Origin of the sequence: Fibrella musci (assembly GCF_041321105.1) — a bacterium.
Lineage (GTDB): Bacteria > Bacteroidota > Bacteroidia > Cytophagales > Spirosomataceae > Fibrella > Fibrella musci.
This window is the reverse complement of the sequence record NZ_JBGGWD010000005.1, coordinates 647,389-670,212: the sequence shown is the minus strand read 5'-3', so window position 1 is coordinate 670,212 and position 22,824 is coordinate 647,389. Positions and strand designations below refer to the sequence as shown.

Here is a 22,824-nt window from a genome sequence, read left to right as displayed (position 1 = left end):
TGCCTAATTAGAGCGCCCGTAGGTTAACGCCTTCGGGCGTTTTCGTGTTAGAGGCTACAGAGCGCAAAGCCATTGCCAGACAACCGTCCCAAACCGAGCGACAACCCACTGACTGGCAACTTCCCGTATCTTTGCGGCCCGATATGAGTGAGAGCCTGAAAAAGACATTGGTCGAGGAGACCGAATCGCCCCGTTGGCGCGACGCCTGGAAGCACACCCGTTTTCGCCGACTGGCTATTGGAGGCCTGCTCCTGTGCGCGTTTCTGCTGTCGATCTGGCCGTGGTATCTGGGGCGCATCGAGGCCCGGCACGGTATCTTGCTCGACGATGTGGTGCTGCGGATGATTCCCGCCCGCGATGTCTCGTTACTCGTCTTTATCAGCTTGTGGGGGGCGGCGCTGCTGCTGATTTACCGGGTGCAGCGCCATCCGATGATCTACCTGAACTTTATCTGGAGCTATGCGCTGCTGTTCATCACCCGGATCATCAGCATCGGTCTCACGCCCCTCGAACCACCCGTTGGCCTGATCGAACTGCGCGACCCGCTCAGCAACTATTTCTACGGGGCTAAATTCATCACCAAAGACCTCTTTTTCTCGGGGCATACGGCCAGTATCTGCCTGATGGCGTTCTGCCTCATACGCCCACTCGACCGGTGGCTTGTCTTCGTGGGTACGTTCATTGTGGGGTGTGGTGTACTCATTCAGCGGGTGCACTATACGGCCGATGTAGTAGCGGCCCCCTTCTTCGCCTATGCCACCTATTGGCTCGCCCAGCGTATCACCCGCAACGCACTCAGCTAGCTTACACGATTAGCAGCACGGTCAAGGTGATCCAATGTGGCGCATTTCATACGTATAAGTATGTGATATGCTGCATTTTATAAACCGATGGTTAACTTGTTTTGCAATGAGTATGCATTGATTAGTATCTAGTGGCCGAATTTGTCGATGGATGATGAAGACACGTTACTGGCTACTTATACTGGGTTTGCTGGGTGTTGGCCCGATGGCTACCGCTCAGTCGTCGCGGACGCTCGATTCGCTGATGACGTACCTGAAAACGCACCCTGCTACCGATACGGCCTACGTGAAGGTGATGGATAAGGCGGCGATTGAACTGATCTACAAAAAAGCCGACTACCCGCGTGCCGATTCGCTCAGTCGGCAGATGGGGGAGGTGGCTACTAAGGCAGGCAATTGGACTAAAGTAGTGGCGTCTCACCGAAACCGCGCCGCCATCTATCTGCTGAAAGCCGACTATGAGCAGGCGATGGTGTTTTTCCAGAAAACGCTGGAAACGGCCGAACAGCATAACCTGCCTCGCCAGGTGGTTTACGGCGCCATGTGCAACCTGATTGTCGGCCACGATAAACTCCAGCACAACGAACAGGTCATTCAACTGGCTACGCAGGCCATCAGATACCAGGAACAGTATCAACTCAAACCCCGCGCCCCGCTGCCACATCGGTTGATCGGGGAAGCCCTGGTGCGCCTCGGTCGGCCACAGCAGGCCATTCCGTACTACCAGCAGGCTGGGGTTATTTTCCGGGAACTTGGCGACGAACGCGGCATTGCCATCTTCGAAAATCAAAGTGGCGATTTTTATCTGGCCTTGAAACAGCCGCAAGAGGCCCTGGCCCACTTCCGGCAGTCAATGCAACTGGCCGAGCGGCTTCAGTTTGAATTGCTTCAGGCCGACGTTCTGGATGGCATCGCCAACGCCCTGCGGCTGCTGAATCGCCCCGCCGAGGCAATGCCCGCTGCCCGCCGCGCTCTGGTAATTGCGCAGAAACAAAACAATGAGTTGGGAATCAGTACGGCATACGGGACGATCGGGCAGCTCTATCAGGCACAGCAAGACTACCCGAATGCCGAAACGTACCTGAAAAAGGCCATTGCGCTGGCCGAGAAGAACCAGTACAAAGACGATCTGAAACGCTACACGCAGGCGCTGGCCGATCTGTTTGCCGAGCAGAACAAGTACCAGCAGGCCTATGTGGTGCAGCTCCAAAACAACAAACTGACCGACTCGACAACGGCCGTGCGTACCAACGCCGAAGTACAGCGCCTGCTGGCCAGATACGAAGCCGACAAGCGGGAAACACAGATTCGCCTGTTGCAGAATGAGCGTAAACTTCAGCAACAGGAAGCCGACCGGACCCGTTGGCAGCGAAACGCACTGCTGGCCGGTGGCGGGTTGCTGGTGTTGCTGGGTGCGGCCGTCACGGCCTGGCTGCTTAACCGCGCCCGGGTACGTCGGTTACAGGAGGCGCAGCAGATTCGGAAACAGATTGCCCACGACCTGCACGACGAGGTCGGTAGCACCCTCAGTAGTATCTCGTTGCTGAGTGGTATGGTCAACGACCTGATCGCGCAGAAACGCCCCGAATCGGCGGAACGGGCCATCCAGAAAATCAATACCGATGCCCGGCAGATTCTGGACGCGATCGACGAGATTATCTGGACCATAAACCCCGGCAACGACTCACTGCAACGGGTGGCCCTGCGGCTGAAAGAATACGCACAGCCCCTGATGGAGTCGAAAAACATTGCCTTTTCGCTCATCGACGACGCGGAGTTGGAACATCTGCCGATTTCAATGGACGTACGCCGGAATTTGTACCTGGTGGCCAAAGAGGCGATCAACAACCTGGTCAAATACTCGGAAGCAACGCAGGCGACGATGCGCTTTGAACATCAGAACAAGCAACTCAAAGTCGTGATCGAAGACAACGGACGCGGCTTCGACGTGAACCAGACCAGCCTGCGCACCGGGCAGCAAAGCATGCGCGACCGGGCCTCGGCCATGGGTGGATTGCTTACCGTGCAGTCAGCGGCAGGAAGCGGCACCAAGTTGGAATTAGTTGTCGATCAGTAGATTTAATGACCCTTCTTTTCTACTATTTTATCGTTTTATAGTGAAATGAGCTAGCTTAAAGGCTTTTCCTGATATACGCCTGAACCTAGCTGAATGAGTCGTTTTTCTACGTTTTTGCTTCTGTCTTTCTGGGCAGTAGCCTTAGGGGCCTACGGGCAATCGAAACCCGTCTATTCCCTCACTGGGTACGTTCGGCAGGCAGGTACGAACGCGCCCGTCGCCGGGGCTACCATTTTTGTGCAGAGCACTCGGGTGGGCACCACGTCGGGCAAAGACGGCTACTTTGTGATCCCGCTCGAAGCCGGGGTCTACCCCGTCAGAATATCACACGTAGGGTTTATGGCACAAACCCTGACCATCACGCTCGACAAGCTGACGATGCTGAACATCGAACTGGCCGACGACACGAAGTACCTGGAAGAAGTGGTGGTCCAAACCGAAGCTCCGGATAAAAATGTGCGTAAAGTGGAGCTGGGTGTTACGCAGTTGAGCATCAAGAACATCCGGCGCATTCCGGCGTTTATGGGCGAGGTCGACGTGGTCAGGAGTTTGCTGCTGCTGCCGGGCGTTACGACGGTAGGGGAGGGGGCCACCGGCATTAACGTGCGCGGCGGAAGCATCGACCAGAACCTCGTGCTTCTCGACGATGCGCCCCTCTTCAACACCAGCCACCTGCTGGGGTTCTTCTCGGTCTTCAACCCCGACATTGTGCGCGACCTGACGCTGCACCGTGGTGGCATTGCCCCGGCCTTTGGGGGGCGGGCGTCGGCGGTGCTCGATATTAAGGTGAAAGAACCCGAAACCGAACGTTGGTCGGCCTACGGAGGCATCGGGCTGGTGTCGAGCCGGGCGGGGTTTGAAGGACCCATTGTCAAGAAAAAGCTGACCGTGCTGGTGGCTACCCGCCTGTCGTTCAACGATTTCCTGTTTGCGCTTGGCCCCGCTAACCTGAGCGGTACCCGCGCCAATTTTTACGACGTCACGACCAAGCTGAAGTGGCAGCCTTCCGAAAAACATACGCTCACCAGCACCGGCTATTTGGGCCGCGACATTTTCAAACTGCCGGGCGACTCACTGTCGGGTCAGGAGATCAACGCCTCATCGACGCAGTTCGACTACCGGAGTATGGCCGGCACGGTGCGCTGGAATTTCTTCATCAACAGCCGCATCAACCTTAACACAACGGCTATCTGGAGCCAATACCGCACCGAGACGTCGTCGGCCGATTCGGCCAATCAGTTTAGTCTGGTGGCCGAAGTGCTGCATAAACAGATCAAAAGCGATCTGTCGGTGATGATCAACGACCGGCACTCGGCGCAGGCGGGGTTGAGTGCCATCGATTACTATATACAGCCCAACCGCCTCACGCCCGGCCCTTTCTCCAACGTGCTGCCCTTCGCGTTGCCAACCGAACGCGCCTACGAACTGGCGGCCTACGTGCAGGATGAATGGAAAATCTCGGAAGCCACGTCGATCGTGGGGGGGCTGCGGTACTCGATGCTGTTGAATGCCGGCCCCGCTCAGGTACGTACCTATGGAACGGAGTTGCCTCGTTTGCCCGGTACGGCCCTCAGTACGACCAACGCCGATGCTGGATCGATCTACAACACCAACGGCGGGCTGGAACCCCGCCTGGCAGTGCGGATGACGGTGGGCGAAGGGCGGTCCATCAAAGCGGGTTACAACCGGATGCGGCAGTACATTCAACTGGTGTCTAATACCACGGCCGCGCTGCCTTCGTCGCGCTGGGTGTTGAGCAACGCGAACATCAAGCCGCAGATTGCCGATCAGTGGTCGGTGGGGTATTTCATGAATGGTAAACAGAATGAATACGAAGCCTCGGCCGAGGTGTATTACAAAACCCTGACCAACGCCATCGATTACCGCGACGGGGCCAACCTGCAACGCAACGCCTTGCCCGAAACCGACGTGTTGCAGGGTAAGGGGCACGCCTACGGCCTCGAACTGCTGGCGAAGAAAAACAAGGGCGCCTGGACAGGCTGGGTCAGCTACACCTACGCCCGCACGCTGCTGACGATCGATAGCCGTTTTGCCGATGAGCGGGTCAACAGCGGGCAGGCATACCCCGCCAATTTCGACAAACCGCACACGCTGAACGCCACCACCACCTACCGGCCCAGCCTGCGGTTTAGCCTGTCGCTCAACTTCACGTACAGCACCGGCCGCCCCATTACGCAGCCTTATGCCCGCGCCCGCTTGAACAACACCATTGTGCCGATCTACGTCAACCGGAATCAGGAGCGTATTCCCGATTACCACCGGCTCGATTTCTCGATGCTGTTTGAGCAGGACCCCGCCAAAAAACGCAAGGTGCAGCAAAGCTGGAATTTCTCGATCTACAACGTTTACGCCCACAAAAACGCGTATTCCGTTTTCTACCGCTTCGACCCGCGCCAGGACAGCGACGCGTTTAAACTATCCATTTTCGGCACGGCGTTTCCGTCGCTTACCTACAACGTCCGCTTTTAACGACGCCCTGACTCATGCTTACCGTTCAACTCAAACAGGCTACACGCGCCCTGGCCCACCTGCTGCTTTACGTACTGGTGATGTCATGCGTGACGCCCTATCAGCCTGAAACCAAATCGTTGCCCAACCGATCGCTGATCGTTGATGGCTACATCACCGATCAGCTGGGGCCGCATCAGGTCACGCTTACTTACACGGCTGATTATACCAATACCGCGGTTAACTTCATTGTTTCCGGTGCCACCGTTTACGTCACCGACGATCAGGGCAACCGGCAGTCGTTCAGCGATCTGGGGCGGGGCATCTACCGCACGCCTTCAACGTTTAAAGGTCAGACAGGACGTACCTACAAACTCACCGTGATCCTGCCCGACGGCCGCCGCTACGAATCGCAGCCCGAAACGATTCGCCCCGTTCCGGCGATCGACAACATCTATGCAACTTATACCCAAAAGAACGTAGCCGGAACGGCCACCTTCGATAAAGGCTTCGATGTCTATCTGGACACGAAGGACCCGGCTACTACCGGCGATTACTACCGCTGGGTCTGGACACACTATGAGTTTCTGGATTTCTGTGAAGTTCGTTCCCGGCTGGTGGGCAGTACGGCGGTCGAGAATAGCTACAGCTGCTGCCAGAAGTGCTGGGATATCATCCGGTGCACGGGGGCCAACTGCAACAATGCCATCTCCGACGAGGCGATCAACGGCAAGGCAATCAGCGGGCAGTTGATCATGCGTGCGCCCTACTCGTCGCTGACGAGCTATTACCTGGAAATTGAACAGTTGTCAATTTCACGGGATGCGTATGTGTATTACAAATCAATCGAAAACCTAACGCAGAACAACGGCGGCATTTTCGATGCAGCGCCTTCTAGTCTGCGGGGTAATATGGTTTCAGTGTCGGATCCCGGCGAAACTGTATTTGGCTACTTCAGCGCCTCTGGCGCGCAGAAAGTGCCGTATCGGGTCGACCGGACAAAAGGCGATGGCACGCCCAATCTGATTATCCGTCCGCCACTGCCCCCGAGCCCGCCCCCACCGCCTTGCGCAGAATGCGTCGAAAGCGACTACCGGACCCGCATCCAGCCCCGTTGGTGGGATTTGTGAGTTTGAGGGTTTAGAAGTTTGGAGTTTGCAGTTTTCAGTCAGTCTATGTGTGCCCATTAACTACCAAACTCCAAACTCCAAACTACTTTTGCGGCATGGCCACCAAGTTTCTCATTCTTCGGTTCTCGTCGATTGGCGACATTGTGCTTACGACGCCCGTTGTTCGTTGCCTGAAACAGCAGGTGCCGGGAGCCGAAGTGCATTTTGCTACCAAGCGCGCCTTCGCTACGCTGCTCGAGCATAACCCGTATGTCGACAAAGCTCATTACTACGATGGCTCGTTGCCAACACTGGTGCGCGCGCTCCGGGCCGAACGGTTCGACTACGTCATCGACTTGCACAACAACCTACGTACCCGGCTGATTAAGCTACAACTGGGCGTTAAGGCCTATTCGTTTGAGAAACTGAACTGGGAGAAATGGCTGCTGGTCCGATTCAAAGTAAATAAGCTACCCAACCTGCACATCGTCGATCGGTACATGGCGACTACGGCGTCGTTCGGGGTGCTCAACGACGGCGCCGGACTCGATTATTTTATTCCCTACAAAGATCAGGTCGAGCGCGAGTGGCTGCCAACGTTGCATCAGGCTGGGTACGTTGCCTACGCGATTGGGGGGCAGCACGCCACCAAAAAACTACCTGTTGACCGGATGATCGAGCTTTGCCGGAAGATCAACCGGCCCATTGTGCTGCTCGGCGGGCGGGAAGATCAGGCGGCGGGTGATACCGTTGCCGACGTGCTGGGCTCCGATATCATCTACAACGCCTGCGGGCGTTACAACCTCAATCAGTCGGCCTCGTTGCTGCAACAGGCGCAGGTTGTGTTCAGCCATGATACGGGGCTGATGCACATGGCCGCAGCACTCAAAAAGAAAGTGTATTCGATCTGGGGCAACACCACACCCGCCTTTGGCATGTATCCCTACCAGACGCCCTACGTGGCGCTGGAAAACACGGCGCTCAAATGCCGTCCCTGCTCAAAAATCGGGTATGACAAATGCCCGTTGGGGCACTTTCGCTGCATGAATGATATTTCATTCGACTTCGTATTGAAGGAGCCCTCCGGGCATAAGCCCCATTCGTAACCGTGCAGTAAATTAGGCTGCTGAAACAAGACATTACGCTTGTTTCTGGCGGAGACCTGCCGGTAATATCGGTGAGTTACGGCCAAAAAAACGTATATTTACTGAGTAGATACTTAGTAAAAAGCTGATAAGTAAACATGGCAGACGAGACACCATCCATCTGGTTGGTCGATGACGATGAAGACGACCTGCAGCTGATACGGGCCGCTTTTTATCGGGCGGCACCAGATCTGGCCATAAAGGCTTTGCAGGACGGAGACGAAGTACTGGCCCAATTGCTATCGTCGCCCGAGTTGCCCAGCCTGATCATGCTCGACCTGAACATGACCCGCACAGGTGGCTTTCAGGTACTCGAAGCCATGCGCTCGGATGAGCGCTATAATCAATTGCCCATTGTGGTATTAACCACGTCGACCAATCCGGCCGACAAAAGCCGGTCGCAGAGTCTGGGCGCGAGTGATTTTTATTCGAAACCAGATCAGTTTGATGCCCTTACGCAGCTGTGTCAGCAGTTGGTACGTCATTGGTTAAGCAAACAGGTCGATTAACGCTCCGCCGTCTCCAATGATTGCAGACATTCTCCGACAGCACAATGTGACTATCAGGGGGCAGGGCGCCCAGCCCATGCTGTTTGCGCACGGATTTGGCTGCGATCAGCACATGTGGCGTTATGTAACCCCCGCGTTCGAGCCAACCCATCGCGTAATCTGTTTTGATTACCTGGGTCATGGCGACGCTTCACTGGAAGCCTACAACCCCGAGCGGTATGCCAGTCTGCACGGCTACGCGCAGGACATCCTCGACATCTGCCGTGCCCTCGATCTGCGCCAGGTGATTCTGGTCGGGCATTCGGTAAGCAGCATGATTGGGTTGCTGGCCTGCATCCAGGAGCCCGATCGGTTCGAACGCCTCATTATGGTGGCCCCGTCGTCCCGGTATCTCAACGACGATGGCTATTTCGGCGGCTTTGAACGGGACGATATCGACGGACTACTCGAAACAATGGATGGCAATTTTCCCGGCTGGGCGTCGGCCATGGCCCCGGTAATTATGAGTAATGCCGACCGGCCGCAACTGAGTCAGGAACTGACCACGAGCTTCTGTAAGACCGACCTCGAGGTCGCCCGGCAATTTGCCCGCGTGACTTTTCTGGGCGATAACCGGCGCGACCTGCCCAATATGCCGGTCCCGGCTCTGATCATTCAGGCGCAGGACGACGTAATTGCACCGGTCGAGGTGGGAAATTACCTGGTCAGCCACATGCCTCACAGCACATTGCGCATTATACCGGTGATGGGGCATTGCCCACACCTGAGCGCTCCCCAGCTAACCATCGACGCCATCCGCGATTACCTGACCATCAGCCATTAACCTTTGTTCTTCTCTCCGTATGCCAGTTAGCCCATCGTCTCTGCCTTGCGGCGTATTGGTGCTGACGAACGACCTGCATATCGAGTCGGTGAACCCATATGTGAGCAATCTGCTGCGTTACGAGGCCGACGAACTGGTGGGTAAACGCCTCGATACGTTGTTGACCATGCCGAGCCGGGTCTATCTACAAACGCACATTTATCCGTTGGTGAACCTGAACGGGCAGGGCAACGAACTCTACCTGACGCTGCAAACCCGCCAACGCGAGCAGGTGCCGGTGCTGCTCAACGCCATCCGGCAGCAGGACGCCGATCAGGTACGTTACGTGTTCACCTTTATGCCCGTCTTTCAGCGGCGGCAGTATGAGCAGGAGCTGTTGGCGGCAAAACAGGCCGCCGAAAACGAACTGTTACGCAACGAACGACTGCTTGGCGTACAAGAGGCCCTGCAACAGCAACAGGTCGAATTAGACCGGCAGGTGGGGCAGCTCCGGCAGCGCAACGACGAGCTGGAACAGTTTGGTAAAATTATCTCCCACGACCTTCAGGAACCGCTGCGGAAGATCTCGGTATTTACCGATATGCTGCGAAATGAGGCGAGCGGAAGCCTGCCCCACATGACGCAGACGGCGTTGAAAGCCCTCGAAAAAGCCAGCTATCGGCTCCGGGCGCTGATCCATGAATTGCAGCTTTATTTCACGCTGCCCAACGATATCGACAATATCTCGCCCATTAATTTAAACGATTTACTGTCAACGGTTTACACGGAGTATGCCAGTCCTACGGCCACTTTCGAGCTAAAGCCGCTGCCATCGATTCTGGGAAATGAAGTTGAGATTACGATGCTGTTTCGGCACCTGATCGATAACGCGGTAAAGTTTCGGCGCACCAACGTACCGCTGCTGGTGCAGGTGAGTGGCTCCGTGGTTAGCCGCAATAGCTTTCGCCATTTACCCAACAAATACAACTACGTGGATTTTGCCCGGATCGTACTGAGCGACAACGGGATCGGTTTCGCCAGCGAACAACGCGAAGCGGTATTCCAACTGCTAAAAAAACTACAGAGCAATACGCCCGGTATCGGCCTTGGCCTGGCAATGGCCCGAAAGATTGTTGAACGGCACGGGGGGCAGATTTCCGCTGAATCAACGGTGGGTGGCGGAACAAAAGTCACGGTATTCCTGCCCATTGCGTAGTTTTGGCCCTGATAACGGCCACCTCGCGGGCCTACGTCACATTGGCTTCAGGGCCGCTAACTCGCCTCGTTTATGTCTCTACACGTGAATGGCCGGATCTGGCTGGAAACCGACGATGAGCGCTTTATGGGTATTGGCCGGATCGAGTTGCTCGAACATATTCAGCGAACCGGCTCGATTAATCAGGCTGCCAAAGCGATGAGCATGTCGTATAAGCGAGCCTGGGAACTGGTGAACTCGATGAACCGGCAAGCCACGCAACCCCTCGTCGACACCCAAACGGGAGGTACCCACGGTGGGGGAGCGGTGGTCACTCCAACGGGGCTAACGTACCTGGCCCATTACAAAGCGCTGCACCAGCGGTTTCGTGATTTTCTGGAACAGGAAGCGGCCCAGCTGCCTGTTTTATAAGCTTAAACTAGTACCGCAGGCATAAAAAAGATCCTGATGTAACGCTGCTTGAGCAAGCCCACTTTATAAAAAACGGGGGGGCGATTAGTAAAAACGATGAGCGTTATATTTCTTTGGAAATAACGCTTCTGCTATGCTCAACGGTTTACTCCTGCTCACCCTGCTGACCCCACCCGACAGCCTGCCAACGCGGACTCCCATCCGGCCTGATTCTGTGCTGCTGAATGAGGTGATCGTTGTGTCGGCCTCGCGCACGGCAGAGCGGCTGATGCGGTCACCGGTGAGTATTGATGTGCTCGATTCGCGCAGCATCCGGCTGTCGGCGCAACCGTCGTACTACGACGCCATTGAGAACCTGAAGGGCGTTCAACTGCTGACGCCGAGCCTGGGTTTCAAGGTGTACAATGCCCGTGGCTTTGCCAACCCGACCAACGTGCGGTTTGTCCAACTGGTGGATGGACGCGACAATCAGGCCCCGCATATTGGAGCACCCATTGCCGGTGCATTGGCCCCGTCGGATCTCGACATTCAGCGGGTCGAGCTGGTACCCGGTGCCGCTTCGGCCCTGTATGGCATGAATGCGCTGAATGGCCTGATCAACCTGCTGACCAAAAATCCCTTTACATCGACGGGCTTGAGCATCAGTCAGAAAACGGGCGTTAATCACGTCGCCGAGGGGGACATTCGGCCGCAGGTGTTCAGCGAAACGAGTTTGCGTTATGCGGCCCTGCTGGGTACGTCATGGGCGTTCAAAATCAACCTTAGCTACCAGCGCGGCTACGACTGGATTGCCCGCGACGCTACCGATCTGTCGCCCGGTCTGAACGCCTCGCTGGGCTTGACGGGCGCCGATAACCCTGCCCGTGACCCGGTGAGTAGTTACGGGAACGAATCGGCTAACCGGCGCACACTCAGTCTCAACGGCCGCAACTATGTGGTGGCCCGCACGGGCTATTACGAAGAAGAGGTCACCGATTACCGGCTCAGTAATCTGGCGGGGTCAGTGGCGCTGCACTACCGACCGTCGCGCACGACCGAACTGGCCTACGTGTATCAGGGCAGCTGGCTCGACAACGTGTATCAGCGCACCAATCGGTTTCGGCTCGAGAATTACCGGCTCGATCAGCATAGCCTTACGTTCACGTCGCCATCGGTTCAGCTGCGGGCCTACCGCACGAGCGAGAACACCGGGCAGAGTTATAACCTGCGTTCGATGGCCGAGAACATCGACCGGTCCTTTAAGCCGGACAATGCCTGGTTTGCCGATTTTTCGCAGCAGTTCCGCAGCAGCGTGGCGGCGGGCGCTTTAGTCACCGATGCGTTGCAGGCCGCCCGTACCCGCGCCGATCAGGGCCGCCCGCAGCCGGGAACGCCCGCTTTTGCCGAGGCCATTGCCCGACTGCGCGACATTAACAACTGGGATATCGGCGCGGCGTTGCGCGTGCAGTCGTGGTTGTATCACGTGGAAGGGCAGGTAGAGCCTACCCAAAAGCTGTGGACGCGATTTCGACAGCAGACCGGCATCGACTTGCTGGCCGGGTTTGATTACCGCACCTACGTGGTCTTCCCCGATGGCAATTACTTCATCAACCCGCCCGATCCCGGCCATAACCTGATTTACACCAAAGCGGGCGGGTTTGTGCAGGCCACGCGTGCCTTCTTCGCCGATCGGTTGAAACTGACAGGTACGTTGCGCGTCGACAAGAATTCGTATTTCAATACCCGGCTCAACCCGCGGGTGTCGGTGGTGTATTCACCCGTGGCGGCGCACAATATCCGGGCGTCGTACCAGACGGGTTATCGTTTTCCATCGCTGTTCGAGGCGTTTTCCAACGTCAATTCGGGTGGGGTGAAGCGCGTGGGCGGGTTGCCGCTGCTGGCGCAGGGGATCTTCGAGACGTCGTACTTCCGCACGTCGATCGATGCCTTTCAGGCGGCTATCAACACCGACGTGAACGTGAACAAGCTGACGACACAGCAGGCTATAGAAAAGAACAAGGGGCTGTTGAAAGCAAATACTTACACCTACATCAAACCCGAAGAGGTGAAGGCGTTTGAGATGGGCTACAAAGGGCTCGTGGCGGGGCAGCGGTTGTTTATCGACGCCGATTTCTATTATTCGACCTACCGCAATTTTATCGCGCAGGTAGAGGCCAACGTACCCCGCACCAACGTACCTGACTCGATACCCTACGCGCTTGCCGACCGTACCAAACAAGACCGCTATCGCCTCTGGACTAACTCCAAAACGGTGGTGCGCAACTACGGCGCCAGTCTGGGGCTGCGCTATGCGCTGGGTACGTCGTGGATCGTATCGGGCAATGCCACCTACGCCCAACTCGACCGCACGGATAGCGGCGATGGGCTGGAAGAGGCATTCAATACGCCAAAATGGATCACCAACGTCGGGCTGGCCAACAGTCAGTTGCTGACCAATTTGGGTTTGTCGGTCAACTACAAATACCAGAGCACCTTCCTGTGGCAATCGTCGCTGGCAACGGGCCTGGTGCCGGCGTTTCATACCGTCGATGCGCAGGTTACCTACCGCCTGGCGGCGTTGGGCGTAACGGCCAAACTGGGAGCAACGAACCTGTTTAATCGACCGTATACGACGTTCGTGGCCGGGCCCAGCGTGGGCGGGTTCTACTATACCACACTGATTTGGGGGCTGTAAGACGCGCCCACTTCAAAAACGGGCGTTTCGGCGTAACGGGAAGCTACCACCACCTGAACCCCGTCGGCATGGGCGTTGAACAATTCACTAACCACCTGCGGCGAATTGTTGTCTTTCGACAGGTGAGCCAGCAGTAAATGGCTCATGTGGGCGGGCCGGTGTTCGCGGAAAAGGTTTAGTGCCTGTAGGTTCGAGAGGTGGCCTTTGTCGCTCTGGATGCGCCGTTTCAGCACATAGGGGTAACGGCCCAGTGCCAGCATATCCTCGTCGTAGTTGGTTTCCAGGAAGGCCGCGTGGCACTGGCTGAAATGGCGCACCACGTGTTCGCAGGGCGCCCCGATGTCGGTAAACACACCCACCTGCACCCCGCCCTGCGTGACAATGAAACTGTGCGGGTCGGAGGCGTCGTGCCATTTGGGAAAGGCCGTCACGCAGAGTTCACCCACGCAGATGGGGTCGTAGGCCCGCAACGGGTAAACCGGGTAGCGCGGCTGCGGAAGCCGGGCGTGCTGCCAGGTCTGCTGGGTCATGTACACCGGCAGGTAATGCTGCTTGGCCAGTTGCGGCAGCCCCCGGATGTGGTCGCTATGTTCGTGCGAAATAAAAATGGCCTTTACCCGCTCCATCGGCAGGCCCAGCCGCTTCATCCGGCGTTCGGTTTCGCGGCACGAGATACCCGCATCGATCAGGACCGCCTCGGTATCGTTGCCGATGTAGTAACAGTTGCCGTTGCTGCCTGAATTGAGCGAGGTAATAAAAAGAGACATGGAGGAAGGTTACGGTTATAAGCAGAACGTACCTGAGCCGCGAAGCCGTTCCTGGGCTACGGAATAAATGCCCAGAAAGTAATACGTTGCTCTGTGGAATCGGTCGCGCTGACCAACAACTAATAGGCCACGGCCACCAGCCCCGGCTCCACGTGCTGGCAGTGGATGGTTACGGCTGTGTAAGCGTCGGGCAGGCGCACGTGGCCGGTTAGCTGGGTAGCGCCGCTGGCAAACGAATCGACCAGCAGGTGTTCGCGGAAGGTGAGCTGCCGTTTGCCATACAATTTGTACATCGCCTCTTTGGCGCACCAGTATACCGCCAGTCGGTCGGGTTGGCCGTTGGCATCGGCGATCTCGGTGGCCGAAAGTACCCGTGGCACCACGCGGGTAAACTGGTCGCGGATGGGTTCAACATCCACGCCGATGGGCCGGGCAAAGTGCCAGGCCGCTACCGCCCAGCCGGGCGTATGGGACAGCGATACGTGGCCGGGCAGGAACGTACCCCGCACGCTGCTATACAGGTGCGGTTTGCCCCACTCGTCTTTATAAAGGCCCATGTATGGGAAACCGGCGTCTTCGATGAGACTTTTGAGCGCTACCCGGCACGCCAGCCACTCGACCCGCTGCCCCGGATGCGTGATGCCGTCCAGGTCGGCCTGTTCGTCGGCCGTCAGTACCAACTGCCCGGCCAGCGTCGGTTCATCTTCGGTGATTTGCCAGCGCACTAGTTGACAGTCGGGGGAAAGCGTATCGGTGGAGAGGAGCGGCATGGGTAATTGGGCGTTCAAAAGTCAAAGTTCACCCTTCGGGGGCCACCGTCCAAGGTTACGGCGCAAATTGGTAGTCCCGTTTTGATGGGTGAACTTTGGCTCGCCAAAACGGCTTGCTCTCCATAAAGAATGCCTAGTTACGTCCAGGTCGAACGCATCGATACATTCGGTGGCCATCGCGATAGTGTTTTTGCCCTCATCAACGCCGCCCAACCCGATCACTTCTATTCGGCCGGTGCCGACGGGCAGGTAGCCGACTGGGATGCCACCCGGCCCGATCTGGGTACGTTGATGGCCCGCATACCCGCGTCGGTCTATGCGCTGGCCCACGACCCGGCCAGTGGCCTGCTCTGGGTCGGGCAGAACTACGAAGGAATCCAGTTTATCGATCCCGCCGGTAAACAGGTGGTTGGGTCGCTTAAGCTGACTACGGGGCCCATCTTTGCTATTCAACTGTATCAGCAAACGGCCTTTGTGGCGCTGGGCGATGGCGTGGTGGTCGTGATCGACGTACCCACGCGGGCCATCCGTAAGCACCTGAAAGCCTCCGACCAGTCGGCGCGCTGTATCGCCATCAACCCTATCGAGCGTGAAGTGGCCGTCGGCTACAGCGACAACCAGATTCGGATCTTCGATCTGCTGACGTTCGACCTGAAACGGGTACTCACCGGCCCCGCCAATTCGGTGTTTACCGTGGCGTATTCGCCCGATTTCCGGCAGTTGCTGGCGGGTGGGCGCGATGCCCATTTGCGCGCCTGGGAGGTCGAGGCAGGTTACCAGCCAAGCCACGATATTGTGGCGCATTTGTACGCTCTGAACCACATGGCTTACAGCCCCGATGGACACTGGCTGGCGACTGTCAGTATGGATAAGACCATCAAGTTGTGGAACGCCGATACGCTCCAACTCCGAAAAGTGATCGATCGGGCGCGTCACGGCGGGCACAGCACGTCGGTAAACCGTGTGTTGTGGCTCTCGGAAACCCGCTTCGTTACCGCCAGCGACGACCGGACAGTCATGTTGTGGCAGGTCGTTGGTTAAGTATTTGCCCCGAAACGTATGCTTTCCCCGAATTTTGTTGTTATTTCCCACCATAGATGCCCAGGTTGGCACCACAGACACCCATGAAAATTACACCCATCGAAATCCGCCAGCATACGTTTGAGAAAAGCCTTCGCGGTTATCGGGTCGATGAAGTCGATGCGTTTCTGGCATCGCTATCCCAGGAGTGGGAGCGCGTGGTAGGGGAGAGCAAGATGCTGAAAATGCAGCTCGAACTGGCCGAAAAAGAGTTGAACAAGCTCAAGGAAATCGAACTAACGCTGTTCCGTACCCTTAAAAACGCTGAAGATAACAGTTCGCACATTGCCGAGCAGGCCAACCGGCAGGCCGAGCAATATATGGCCGAAGCCCGCCAGAAAGCCGACGAGCAACTGGTCGCTGCCAAGAAAAAATCGGCGGTTATGATTCAGGACGCCGAAAATCAGTCGCGTTATGTGCGCGAAACGCTTTCGGTCGAGCTGAAATCGCTGGAGCAGGATTTCAAGGCCATGGAGCGGTATAAAGACAACCTCATGGTGCAGATCCGGGCGTTGGCTACCAACGCGATGGAAAGCGTCGACCGGTTTGAGAAGAAGTTTGCCAAGCAACAGGCCAAGCAGAAGTTTGACGAACTGGTCGGTGAATCCGAAACAACGGGGTCGCAACCAACAGAGCCACAGCTCACAGCGCCTGAGGAACCCGTTGCCGAACAACAGGCCGCGACCGAACCTGAGCCGGAAACGCCCGTTGCGAATACGGCCGAAACCGTTGAAAGCGAGGCCCCTGCCGAGGAGAAATCCGCTGAACCGGCGGTGTATAATCTGCCCGCTGATGCGGAAGTTCCGGCAGACCTACCCGAGGCAACCAACGCTCCGAACTCACCCGACGAGCCCATGGCGGTGGCCGGTGCCGAAGCCTCGGCGCAGTCGCACACCGAGGAGCCAACGTATGAGCAACCCAGGGAAGAGCCCGAGCAGCCGGTTCAGCAGCAGGCAGAATCGGCTGAAAAGAAAAGCGGTGGTTCGTTCTTCGATCAAATCTAAATCCGTTTGCGAGTTATCGGTTGCTGGTGCCGCGCACGTCAGGACCGGCAACCGATAACCCACAGACAGCACTTATTTTGGGAGTCATCGCTTTAGAAGGGCTGGAGTTCTTCGCTTACCACGGGTTCTACGACGAAGAGCAGAAGATCGGGAACAAATACGCGGTGGATATTCTGGTCTACGCCGATTTTTCAGAGGCTGCTGAGCAGGACCGCCTTAAGGCAACCGTCAACTACGAAGAGCTTTACCAGATTACGGCGGCTGTGATGAAGCGCCCCGCCCGCCTGCTCGAACACATCGCACACAACCTTATCAACGACATAAAAAAACGCTTCCCCGGCGTGGAAAGCGTAGAAGTCAGCGTCTCAAAATTCAATCCGCCCATCGGTGGCGTTTGCCACCGGGCGCGTATCACTTTGAAGGAGTAGTTGATGAATGAATAATGTACGATGTATAATGAACAATGGCTGTTATGCCGTCTTTAGGCCCATTGTCCATTATACATCGTACATTATTCATTAATTACACCGCCTGTTGCAGGAGTTGAAAGGAGATATTCATGTGCGAAGCGTCGTATACGCACTCGCCGTTCTGAATCAATAATACCTGCGGCGACTGATGGTCAACGCCGAAGGTGTCGGCAATCTGGTTGGAGATGGGCCGGTAGGCCAGCAAATCCAGGTAGTAGGGCTTAATACCAGCGCTGTCAGACCAGTTGCGCTCCATTCGGCTAAGGGCCATCGCGCTGATCGAACAAGTGGTGCTATGCTTAAAGATCAGAACGGGCTGCTCGGCCGATTCGGCTTTGATTTGATCAAGTTGAGCAGCAGCGGTTAATTTATTCCAGTTCATACGTACGTCATCAGTAGTACTTCGTAAAGCTTTTCTGGATTCCGAAAAGTTCACGAGCACGCTCTTCCCCATCCGAATACAACCCCTTTCTATGCAGGATCTCGATTTACTACGTTACCCGATTGGCCCAATGCCGTCGGGCCTGACGCATTCGCCCGGTGAACTCGCCGATTACGTAACCACCATCGAAAAATTCCCCCGAAAGCTGGCGGCCCTGGTTACTGACCTATCCGACGGGCAGTTGAATACACCCTACCGGCCCGGTGGCTGGACGGTGCGGCAGGTAGTACATCATGTAGCCGATAGCCACATCAACGCTTATGTACGTACCCGGCTGGCCCTGACCGAAGAACGCCCGACTATCAGCCCTTATGAGGAAGCCGAATGGGCTAAGCTGCCCGATTCGGCCTTGCCCATTGCACCGTCGCTAAGCCTGCTGACCAACCTGCATTGGCGGTGGGTAGTGTGTCTGAAAAGCCTGACCGACGAACAATTGCAACGTACCTATTACCACCCCGGCAATCAGGCTGTGTACACCGTGGCTGATGTACTGGCCGTGTATGCCTGGCACGGCGAACACCACTACCAGCACATCATGCGGCTGGCTCAACGGAACGGCTGGATCTTGTAAGGCGTTGCATAGAGAGGAGCGGTGGACGCCCGCTTCACTCATGCGTATGCAAACGATACTGATTTTTCTGCTGTTTTTGGTGGCCCTAGGCTATCTCGGTTGGCGAGCCTATCGAAGCTTGAGTACCCGGCAGGCGGGTTGCGGCAAAGGCTGCGGTTGCAGTAAAGGGTCGGTGCATAGAATTGAAAAATAGTTTTGCGTACCGACCCTTTATCTCAATCTGGTAATAGTAGCTATGTAAAATACAAATACAGAAGAAGCAAAATAACTACTGAATATTCTCTGAGAGAGGTAATTGTAAGCCATCAGTAAAAGTGACGTTATAGTTCATATTTCCTGTGAAGCTGTGTGTCAACGCGCCTCTTGAAGTTCCAGAATAACCTATTAAGTTGTGAGTTACATAAGCGGCGGGAGCAGTGGCAGTCACGTATGGCCCTATATTGACAGGCACAGGGTAATATGTATCAATACAAGGGCCAGAAGAGGTTGGGCAGTAATGATACAGGAAAGTTAGATTACCTTGTACGGTTGCCGTATTATTATAATAAACCACACCTGCCGCTTTTTTAATCCAAAGGGAACGTATTGTCAAATCCATCGTATAGAAGCTGTTTGCTACCTTACCAATCAGGTCTACAGAGTAATAATGCTTGTTTTCGTCATTATATCCTGTGCCAATTATAGGAGACTGCAAAGTGTAAGTGCCAACACCTCCGCGCGCCCTTTTGTCAAGCGTTGTCTCATTTAATTCTTTAAACTCATAAGTGGTAATGTTATCCGTTTCATTATTACTAAGCTTTTTAACATTAGGTATAATGTTTGAGCTTTTACCTACAGGCGTTGCTTTTAAAACATTGGAGGTGAACTGATAGAGGGTATCATCAATTACTACCATGCCATCTTTATTAATAGCACACGAGAAAGCTCCATAATATCTTGCCGAAAAAGGAGTTGACTTTGCTATCTGATCACTTTGATAAGAATTGTATGTTTTAAATTGAAACGTGTTTTCTAATTGGCTCACGACTTCTTTCGAGATAGAATTTTTGCTTAATACAAAAGAATTGAAATGATCTCTAGATTGAAATTTAAGTACTCCTGATATAGAAGTTAAACCTTCAAAAGGCTCACTAGGCATAATGGAGTTATTGTTCTCTTTGCATGAAATGACGCAAATAAGAATAAAGATGATTGAAAGGGATTTCGACATTTTCATGGTAATTTAGTTTTTTTTGTTTGATTAGAGTTTATGAGCGTGTTTGGAAATTATGTTTGGCATTGACGGCCAATCCGTTGCAGCATGATCCGAATGTTGGCTAGATGCAGCCAATTGACCGACGATGATACGATGCGTTCATAATCTTTGACAACCCGTCGGAAGAAATTAGCCCACGCGATCGTCCTTTCGACAACCCAGCGCTTGGATACTGGTACGAACTCTTGAGCGGTTTCTACCCGCGAGGCTTTCTGGGCCGGTCAGCGGAGTTCACTGTTTGGTCATGTTCTTGCTGCTAGATCGCTACAAAGTTGACAGGACTCTCAGCCTTTATCAATTCCCCGATATGTTCTAAATTTCAAGAAAATGGTTCATGTCTGAAAGGTTCTTTTGCTTTAGTTTATCAAGTCGTTAATATAAAAAGATTTGTTTCCGGCGTCAGTAGATGTATATACTACATTACCTGTATACCATTTTCTCTCTCTACTACTTGCTGATACTGTAATCAGCATATAAGTCCTTATATTTGGGATAGACTCATTAATACTTATGTTCAGAGGGTACTTTATTTCACTTGAGCCTCCTGGAGCCCACTTGTAGTGTACGAAATCTATATATCCATTGGCAGTGACAGTGCCACTATGATATGATGTATGATATATGCAATTAGGACAATCTAGCATATATGCATAAGGGTCTATCGATATGCTTAGAAAGGAAAAACCATTGGCTTCTCCAAGTGTGTAAGTAATCTCTAAATAGTGTCTATTACTAAATCCCCCTCCCGCAAGATACTCTATAACATTAGATCTAATTACAGTAACACCTCTCTCTCTAGTATTCTTAAATGTAGTCTTGTTTATCTTAAAAGAATGAATCTCGGAAGTTTTACTGACATTATTTTGAGATACGGCTTTAATATCTTGTATATACTTGGACAAGTATTTGTATTCTTTTATGGGAGCAGCGTATAAAAATTGATCTTCGAATTTGTAAAGAGTATCGGATATTACAATTAATGCATCTTTATTTAAAAAATATGATGTAGGATCATTTATACTGGTATTGAAATTTGTATTTTTTCGGAATTGATTCTTTTGGTAAGTATTTAGACTAACGTAGTTGTAACTTTCTTCCAATTGTGTTGTTGGATTGTCAACTGATTTAGATTTCTTTAAAATTAGTGAATTAAAATCATTACGTGATTTTATAATTAGTATTCCATTTTGGGAACTTAACTCAACTGGTGTGTCAACTAAAGTAGATGGAGAAATAGATGACAATTGGCTACTGCAAGCTGCAATAAGTACAGTTGCCAGAACATATAAACAATATTTTATAGACTTCATGTTATAGTTGTTTATTAGTGTTAAACTAGACTCATATATAAATGTACTAATTTATTTATATAAAAAAGTATGTATACAAAATCTTTTATTTAACGGCAGTATAATTTGACTATGCTATTAGCGCCTAGTAATATGCCAGTTAGGATTCTAAGCAATGTATTAAGACAGATACATAAAAAGCCTACAGCTAGCTGTAGGCTTTTTATGTATCTGTCTTAATGATCCGTGCATTGGTCTGTAAAGGCGTTGCGTTATAGAATTCCCTTGGACTTATCCAAAGCTATACCTCTCTGCTACAAACTTCACGGACTTATTCACGTATCAAAAGTACATTGTTTAGAAAAAGAGTCCCAACGACAGCATAACGTTTGTACGGGCGTTGCTGGTGGCCACTGTAGGCGTATCGGCGTCGTTCAGGTAATACGGCGACAGTCCCTGTTTGGTCGTGTAGTATGACCCCGACACGTCGGCGAAGAAGCGATCGTTCCGTACGCCAACCCCGCCTGAGAAAACCGTACGCGACCGATCAGCACTGTTGACGCGGTCGAGGTCGATGCGGTAGGCCGATGGCAGATAGGCGATACCTGCCCGAAGGCGCAGAATCGAGGCCCGGATTTCGGCCCCTGCCCGCAGGTTCACTACGTTCTGGTACGTGTCCTGTACCACCTGCCGGACATCAGCCGTGAAATCTTCGTTCGTCTGGGTATCGGCGTAGTCGGTGCTGGTGCGCATACCCCGGTACGCTACGTAATCGGCCGTGGCGGTAATAAAACCGATCTTGCCACCACCTAGAAAATAAGTAAACCCGCCCGATGCCCGGAAGGGCGTGGTCAGCGAATATTCAAAATCGTTGGGGTCAACATTGACCGTAGACAGGTTACTCAGTTTATTCCGCAATGTTTGCGACCGACCAAAGGCAAACAACGACTGGCTGAATGTCTCCTTCATCTGGTAAAAGGTCGGCGTGGAGGCGGATAGACCCACCTGGAAGCTTTGTACGGGCCGATAAATGGCCCCCGCCGTCAGGTTGAAGCCCGTTCCCCGAACCGTCAGTTGGTCGGTGCGGCCGTAGTTGTCAAAGTCACCATTAATGGGCGATTCGCGTAGCGTCTGCTGCATGTCGTAACGCAGGCTGGCAATCGACCCCGAAATGCCCAGATAAAGCTTATCCTGTAGATTACCGGCATAAGCGAACGTCCACTGCGAGTTAGCGCCTGTTTGGGTCTGCGTCAGTCGCTGATTCCGCACTACGTTTGGCTGGTCAATGAAGAACGGTGAGCCGTTTTCCTGCGTTGTCTCCCCACCGTAAAAAGTTGGGCTAATGAGGAAAAGGCCATAGGCGGCGGCTTCAGGCGTGCGTGCTGTCGCAACGCTACTTACCTTGTCCCATGTAAAATCCTGCGATAGTGCCTGCTCCCGTACACTCTGAGGACCACCCGAGTTGAGCCCGATCAGGTATTCGTTGATGAACGTCGAATTGTTGTTCTGGTTCGTGCCCTGCGCGTCGACAAGCGTACTGAAGTTACTGTTCTGCGAGTACGAAATCCCGAACGACGACCGACGCCACTCGCTGCTGCGAGGCCGCTCACCGGCAAACACCAGGCTCAGGTTGCCAATGTTGACGTTGGTTTTGTCGGCGGTGCGGGTATTGTTGAGAAAGCGGTTGGTCGTGCTATTGAAATTGAGCGACGGGCTCAGGCTGAACTCCGAACGGTTGTAGAAACCAAGGCCAGCCGGGTTACCCGTAATGTTGCTGGCATCGCCACCGAGGGCTACCTGATTACCGCCCGTTCCCCGAAACCGAGCCGTTCCCGACTGGGTGAAATCGCTGAACCGATAGGCATCGTCGGCATAATTGGCAAAATTGCCCTGAGCCAGTAGTGTAGTAGAAGGGAGCGCCAGCAAGAGGCCGGCTAAAAAGCGTTTCATGTGCGTATGTC

The 22,824-nt window shown here is 54.1% G+C and carries 21 protein-coding genes; 15 read left to right on the top strand and 6 right to left on the bottom strand.

The features are described 5' to 3' along the window. Positions 1-44 precede the first annotated feature (44 nt). The 10 genes from ACAW74_RS19260 to ACAW74_RS19215 all read left to right on the top strand — a co-directional run bounded on the left by ACAW74_RS19260 (position 45) and on the right by ACAW74_RS19215 (position 13,215). On the top strand, positions 45-803 hold the full coding sequence (locus ACAW74_RS19260) for a phosphatase PAP2-related protein (protein ID WP_370699851.1): 759 nt from the start codon (positions 45-47) through the stop codon (positions 801-803). Positions 804-954: 151 nt separating this feature from the next. Then, positions 955-2,880 carry a tetratricopeptide repeat-containing sensor histidine kinase gene (locus tag ACAW74_RS19255; protein ID WP_370699850.1) on the top strand — a complete coding sequence of 642 codons (1,926 nt, stop codon included), beginning with the start codon at positions 955-957 and terminating at the stop codon, positions 2,878-2,880. 93 nt (positions 2,881-2,973) lie between these two features. Continuing rightward, positions 2,974-5,370, top strand: a complete 2,397-nt coding sequence (locus ACAW74_RS19250) for a TonB-dependent receptor (RefSeq protein WP_370699849.1) — start codon at positions 2,974-2,976, stop codon at positions 5,368-5,370. Positions 5,371-5,384: 14 nt separating this feature from the next. Continuing rightward, entirely contained in the window at positions 5,385-6,479 is a 1,095-nt protein-coding gene (locus ACAW74_RS19245) for a DUF4249 domain-containing protein (protein WP_370699848.1), read from the top strand. A gap of 95 nt (positions 6,480-6,574) precedes the next feature. Then, the gene (locus tag ACAW74_RS19240) at positions 6,575-7,564 is read left to right on the top strand and encodes a glycosyltransferase family 9 protein (RefSeq protein ID WP_370699847.1); all 990 of its coding nucleotides are present in this window, start codon (positions 6,575-6,577) and stop codon (positions 7,562-7,564) included. A gap of 137 nt (positions 7,565-7,701) precedes the next feature. Continuing rightward, positions 7,702-8,112, top strand: coding sequence for a response regulator (locus ACAW74_RS19235; protein ID WP_370699846.1), 411 nt, complete (start codon positions 7,702-7,704; stop codon positions 8,110-8,112). A 16-nt stretch (positions 8,113-8,128) separates the two neighbouring features. Continuing rightward, on the top strand, positions 8,129-8,935 hold the full coding sequence (locus ACAW74_RS19230; protein WP_370699845.1) for an alpha/beta fold hydrolase: 807 nt from the start codon (positions 8,129-8,131) through the stop codon (positions 8,933-8,935). A 19-nt stretch (positions 8,936-8,954) separates the two neighbouring features. Continuing rightward, positions 8,955-10,130: an ATP-binding protein gene (locus tag ACAW74_RS19225; RefSeq protein WP_370699844.1), complete on the top strand. Its 1,176-nt coding sequence runs from the start codon at positions 8,955-8,957 to the stop codon at positions 10,128-10,130. Between the two features lie 72 nt (positions 10,131-10,202). Next, positions 10,203-10,541, top strand: a complete 339-nt coding sequence (locus ACAW74_RS19220) for a winged helix-turn-helix domain-containing protein (protein WP_370699843.1) — start codon at positions 10,203-10,205, stop codon at positions 10,539-10,541. A gap of 133 nt (positions 10,542-10,674) precedes the next feature. Next, positions 10,675-13,215 (top strand): TonB-dependent receptor, encoded by a 2,541-nt coding sequence (locus ACAW74_RS19215; RefSeq protein WP_370699842.1) that lies wholly within the window; start codon positions 10,675-10,677, stop codon positions 13,213-13,215. Here ACAW74_RS19215 and ACAW74_RS19210 read toward each other — a convergent pair. Both ACAW74_RS19210 and ACAW74_RS19205 read right to left on the bottom strand, forming a co-directional pair. Then, a complete protein-coding gene (locus tag ACAW74_RS19210) occupies positions 13,188-13,982 on the bottom strand; it encodes an MBL fold metallo-hydrolase (RefSeq protein ID WP_370699841.1) in 795 nt (264 codons plus the stop codon). The genes ACAW74_RS19215 and ACAW74_RS19210 overlap by 28 nt on opposite strands. Before the next feature lie 119 nt (positions 13,983-14,101). Further along, positions 14,102-14,752: a 4'-phosphopantetheinyl transferase family protein gene (locus ACAW74_RS19205; protein WP_370699840.1), complete on the bottom strand. Its 651-nt coding sequence runs from the start codon at positions 14,750-14,752 to the stop codon at positions 14,102-14,104. A 129-nt stretch (positions 14,753-14,881) separates the two neighbouring features. Here ACAW74_RS19205 and ACAW74_RS19200 point away from each other — a divergent pair, with 129 nt between their 5' ends. The 3 genes from ACAW74_RS19200 to folB all read left to right on the top strand — a co-directional run bounded on the left by ACAW74_RS19200 (position 14,882) and on the right by folB (position 17,264). After that, entirely contained in the window at positions 14,882-15,793 is a 912-nt protein-coding gene (locus ACAW74_RS19200; RefSeq protein ID WP_370699839.1) for a WD40 repeat domain-containing protein, read from the top strand. A gap of 83 nt (positions 15,794-15,876) precedes the next feature. After that, positions 15,877-16,836, top strand: a complete 960-nt coding sequence (locus ACAW74_RS19195) for a DivIVA domain-containing protein (protein WP_370699838.1) — start codon at positions 15,877-15,879, stop codon at positions 16,834-16,836. A 77-nt stretch (positions 16,837-16,913) separates the two neighbouring features. Then, positions 16,914-17,264, top strand: a complete 351-nt coding sequence (folB, locus tag ACAW74_RS19190; protein WP_370699837.1) for a dihydroneopterin aldolase — start codon at positions 16,914-16,916, stop codon at positions 17,262-17,264. Between the two features lie 94 nt (positions 17,265-17,358). Here the strand turns inward: folB and ytxJ are convergent, their stop codons facing one another. Then, positions 17,359-17,688 carry a bacillithiol system redox-active protein YtxJ gene (gene ytxJ / locus ACAW74_RS19185; RefSeq protein ID WP_370699836.1) on the bottom strand — a complete coding sequence of 110 codons (330 nt, stop codon included), beginning with the start codon at positions 17,686-17,688 and terminating at the stop codon, positions 17,359-17,361. A gap of 91 nt (positions 17,689-17,779) precedes the next feature. Between ytxJ and ACAW74_RS19180 the strand changes: the two genes are divergently transcribed. Together ACAW74_RS19180 and ACAW74_RS19175 are read left to right on the top strand one after the other, a co-directional pair. Further along, on the top strand, positions 17,780-18,319 hold the full coding sequence (locus ACAW74_RS19180; protein ID WP_370699835.1) for a YfiT family bacillithiol transferase: 540 nt from the start codon (positions 17,780-17,782) through the stop codon (positions 18,317-18,319). Next, complete coding sequence (locus ACAW74_RS19175; RefSeq protein WP_370699834.1) at positions 18,234-18,512, top strand: FeoB-associated Cys-rich membrane protein; 279 nt, start codon at positions 18,234-18,236, stop codon at positions 18,510-18,512. The genes ACAW74_RS19180 and ACAW74_RS19175 overlap by 86 nt, the downstream gene beginning before the upstream one ends. A gap of 75 nt (positions 18,513-18,587) precedes the next feature. On the opposite strand, the gene ACAW74_RS19170 is transcribed toward ACAW74_RS19175, so the two are convergent. The 3 genes from ACAW74_RS19170 to ACAW74_RS19160 all read right to left on the bottom strand — a co-directional run bounded on the left by ACAW74_RS19170 (position 18,588) and on the right by ACAW74_RS19160 (position 22,813). Beyond that, positions 18,588-19,529 carry a hypothetical protein gene (locus ACAW74_RS19170; RefSeq protein WP_370699833.1) on the bottom strand — a complete coding sequence of 314 codons (942 nt, stop codon included), beginning with the start codon at positions 19,527-19,529 and terminating at the stop codon, positions 18,588-18,590. A 401-nt stretch (positions 19,530-19,930) separates the two neighbouring features. Next, positions 19,931-20,884, bottom strand: a complete 954-nt coding sequence (locus tag ACAW74_RS19165; RefSeq protein ID WP_370699832.1) for a hypothetical protein — start codon at positions 20,882-20,884, stop codon at positions 19,931-19,933. 336 nt (positions 20,885-21,220) lie between these two features. After that, positions 21,221-22,813 carry a hypothetical protein gene (locus ACAW74_RS19160; protein ID WP_370699831.1) on the bottom strand — a complete coding sequence of 531 codons (1,593 nt, stop codon included), beginning with the start codon at positions 22,811-22,813 and terminating at the stop codon, positions 21,221-21,223. Between the last annotated feature and the right edge of the window lie 11 nt (positions 22,814-22,824).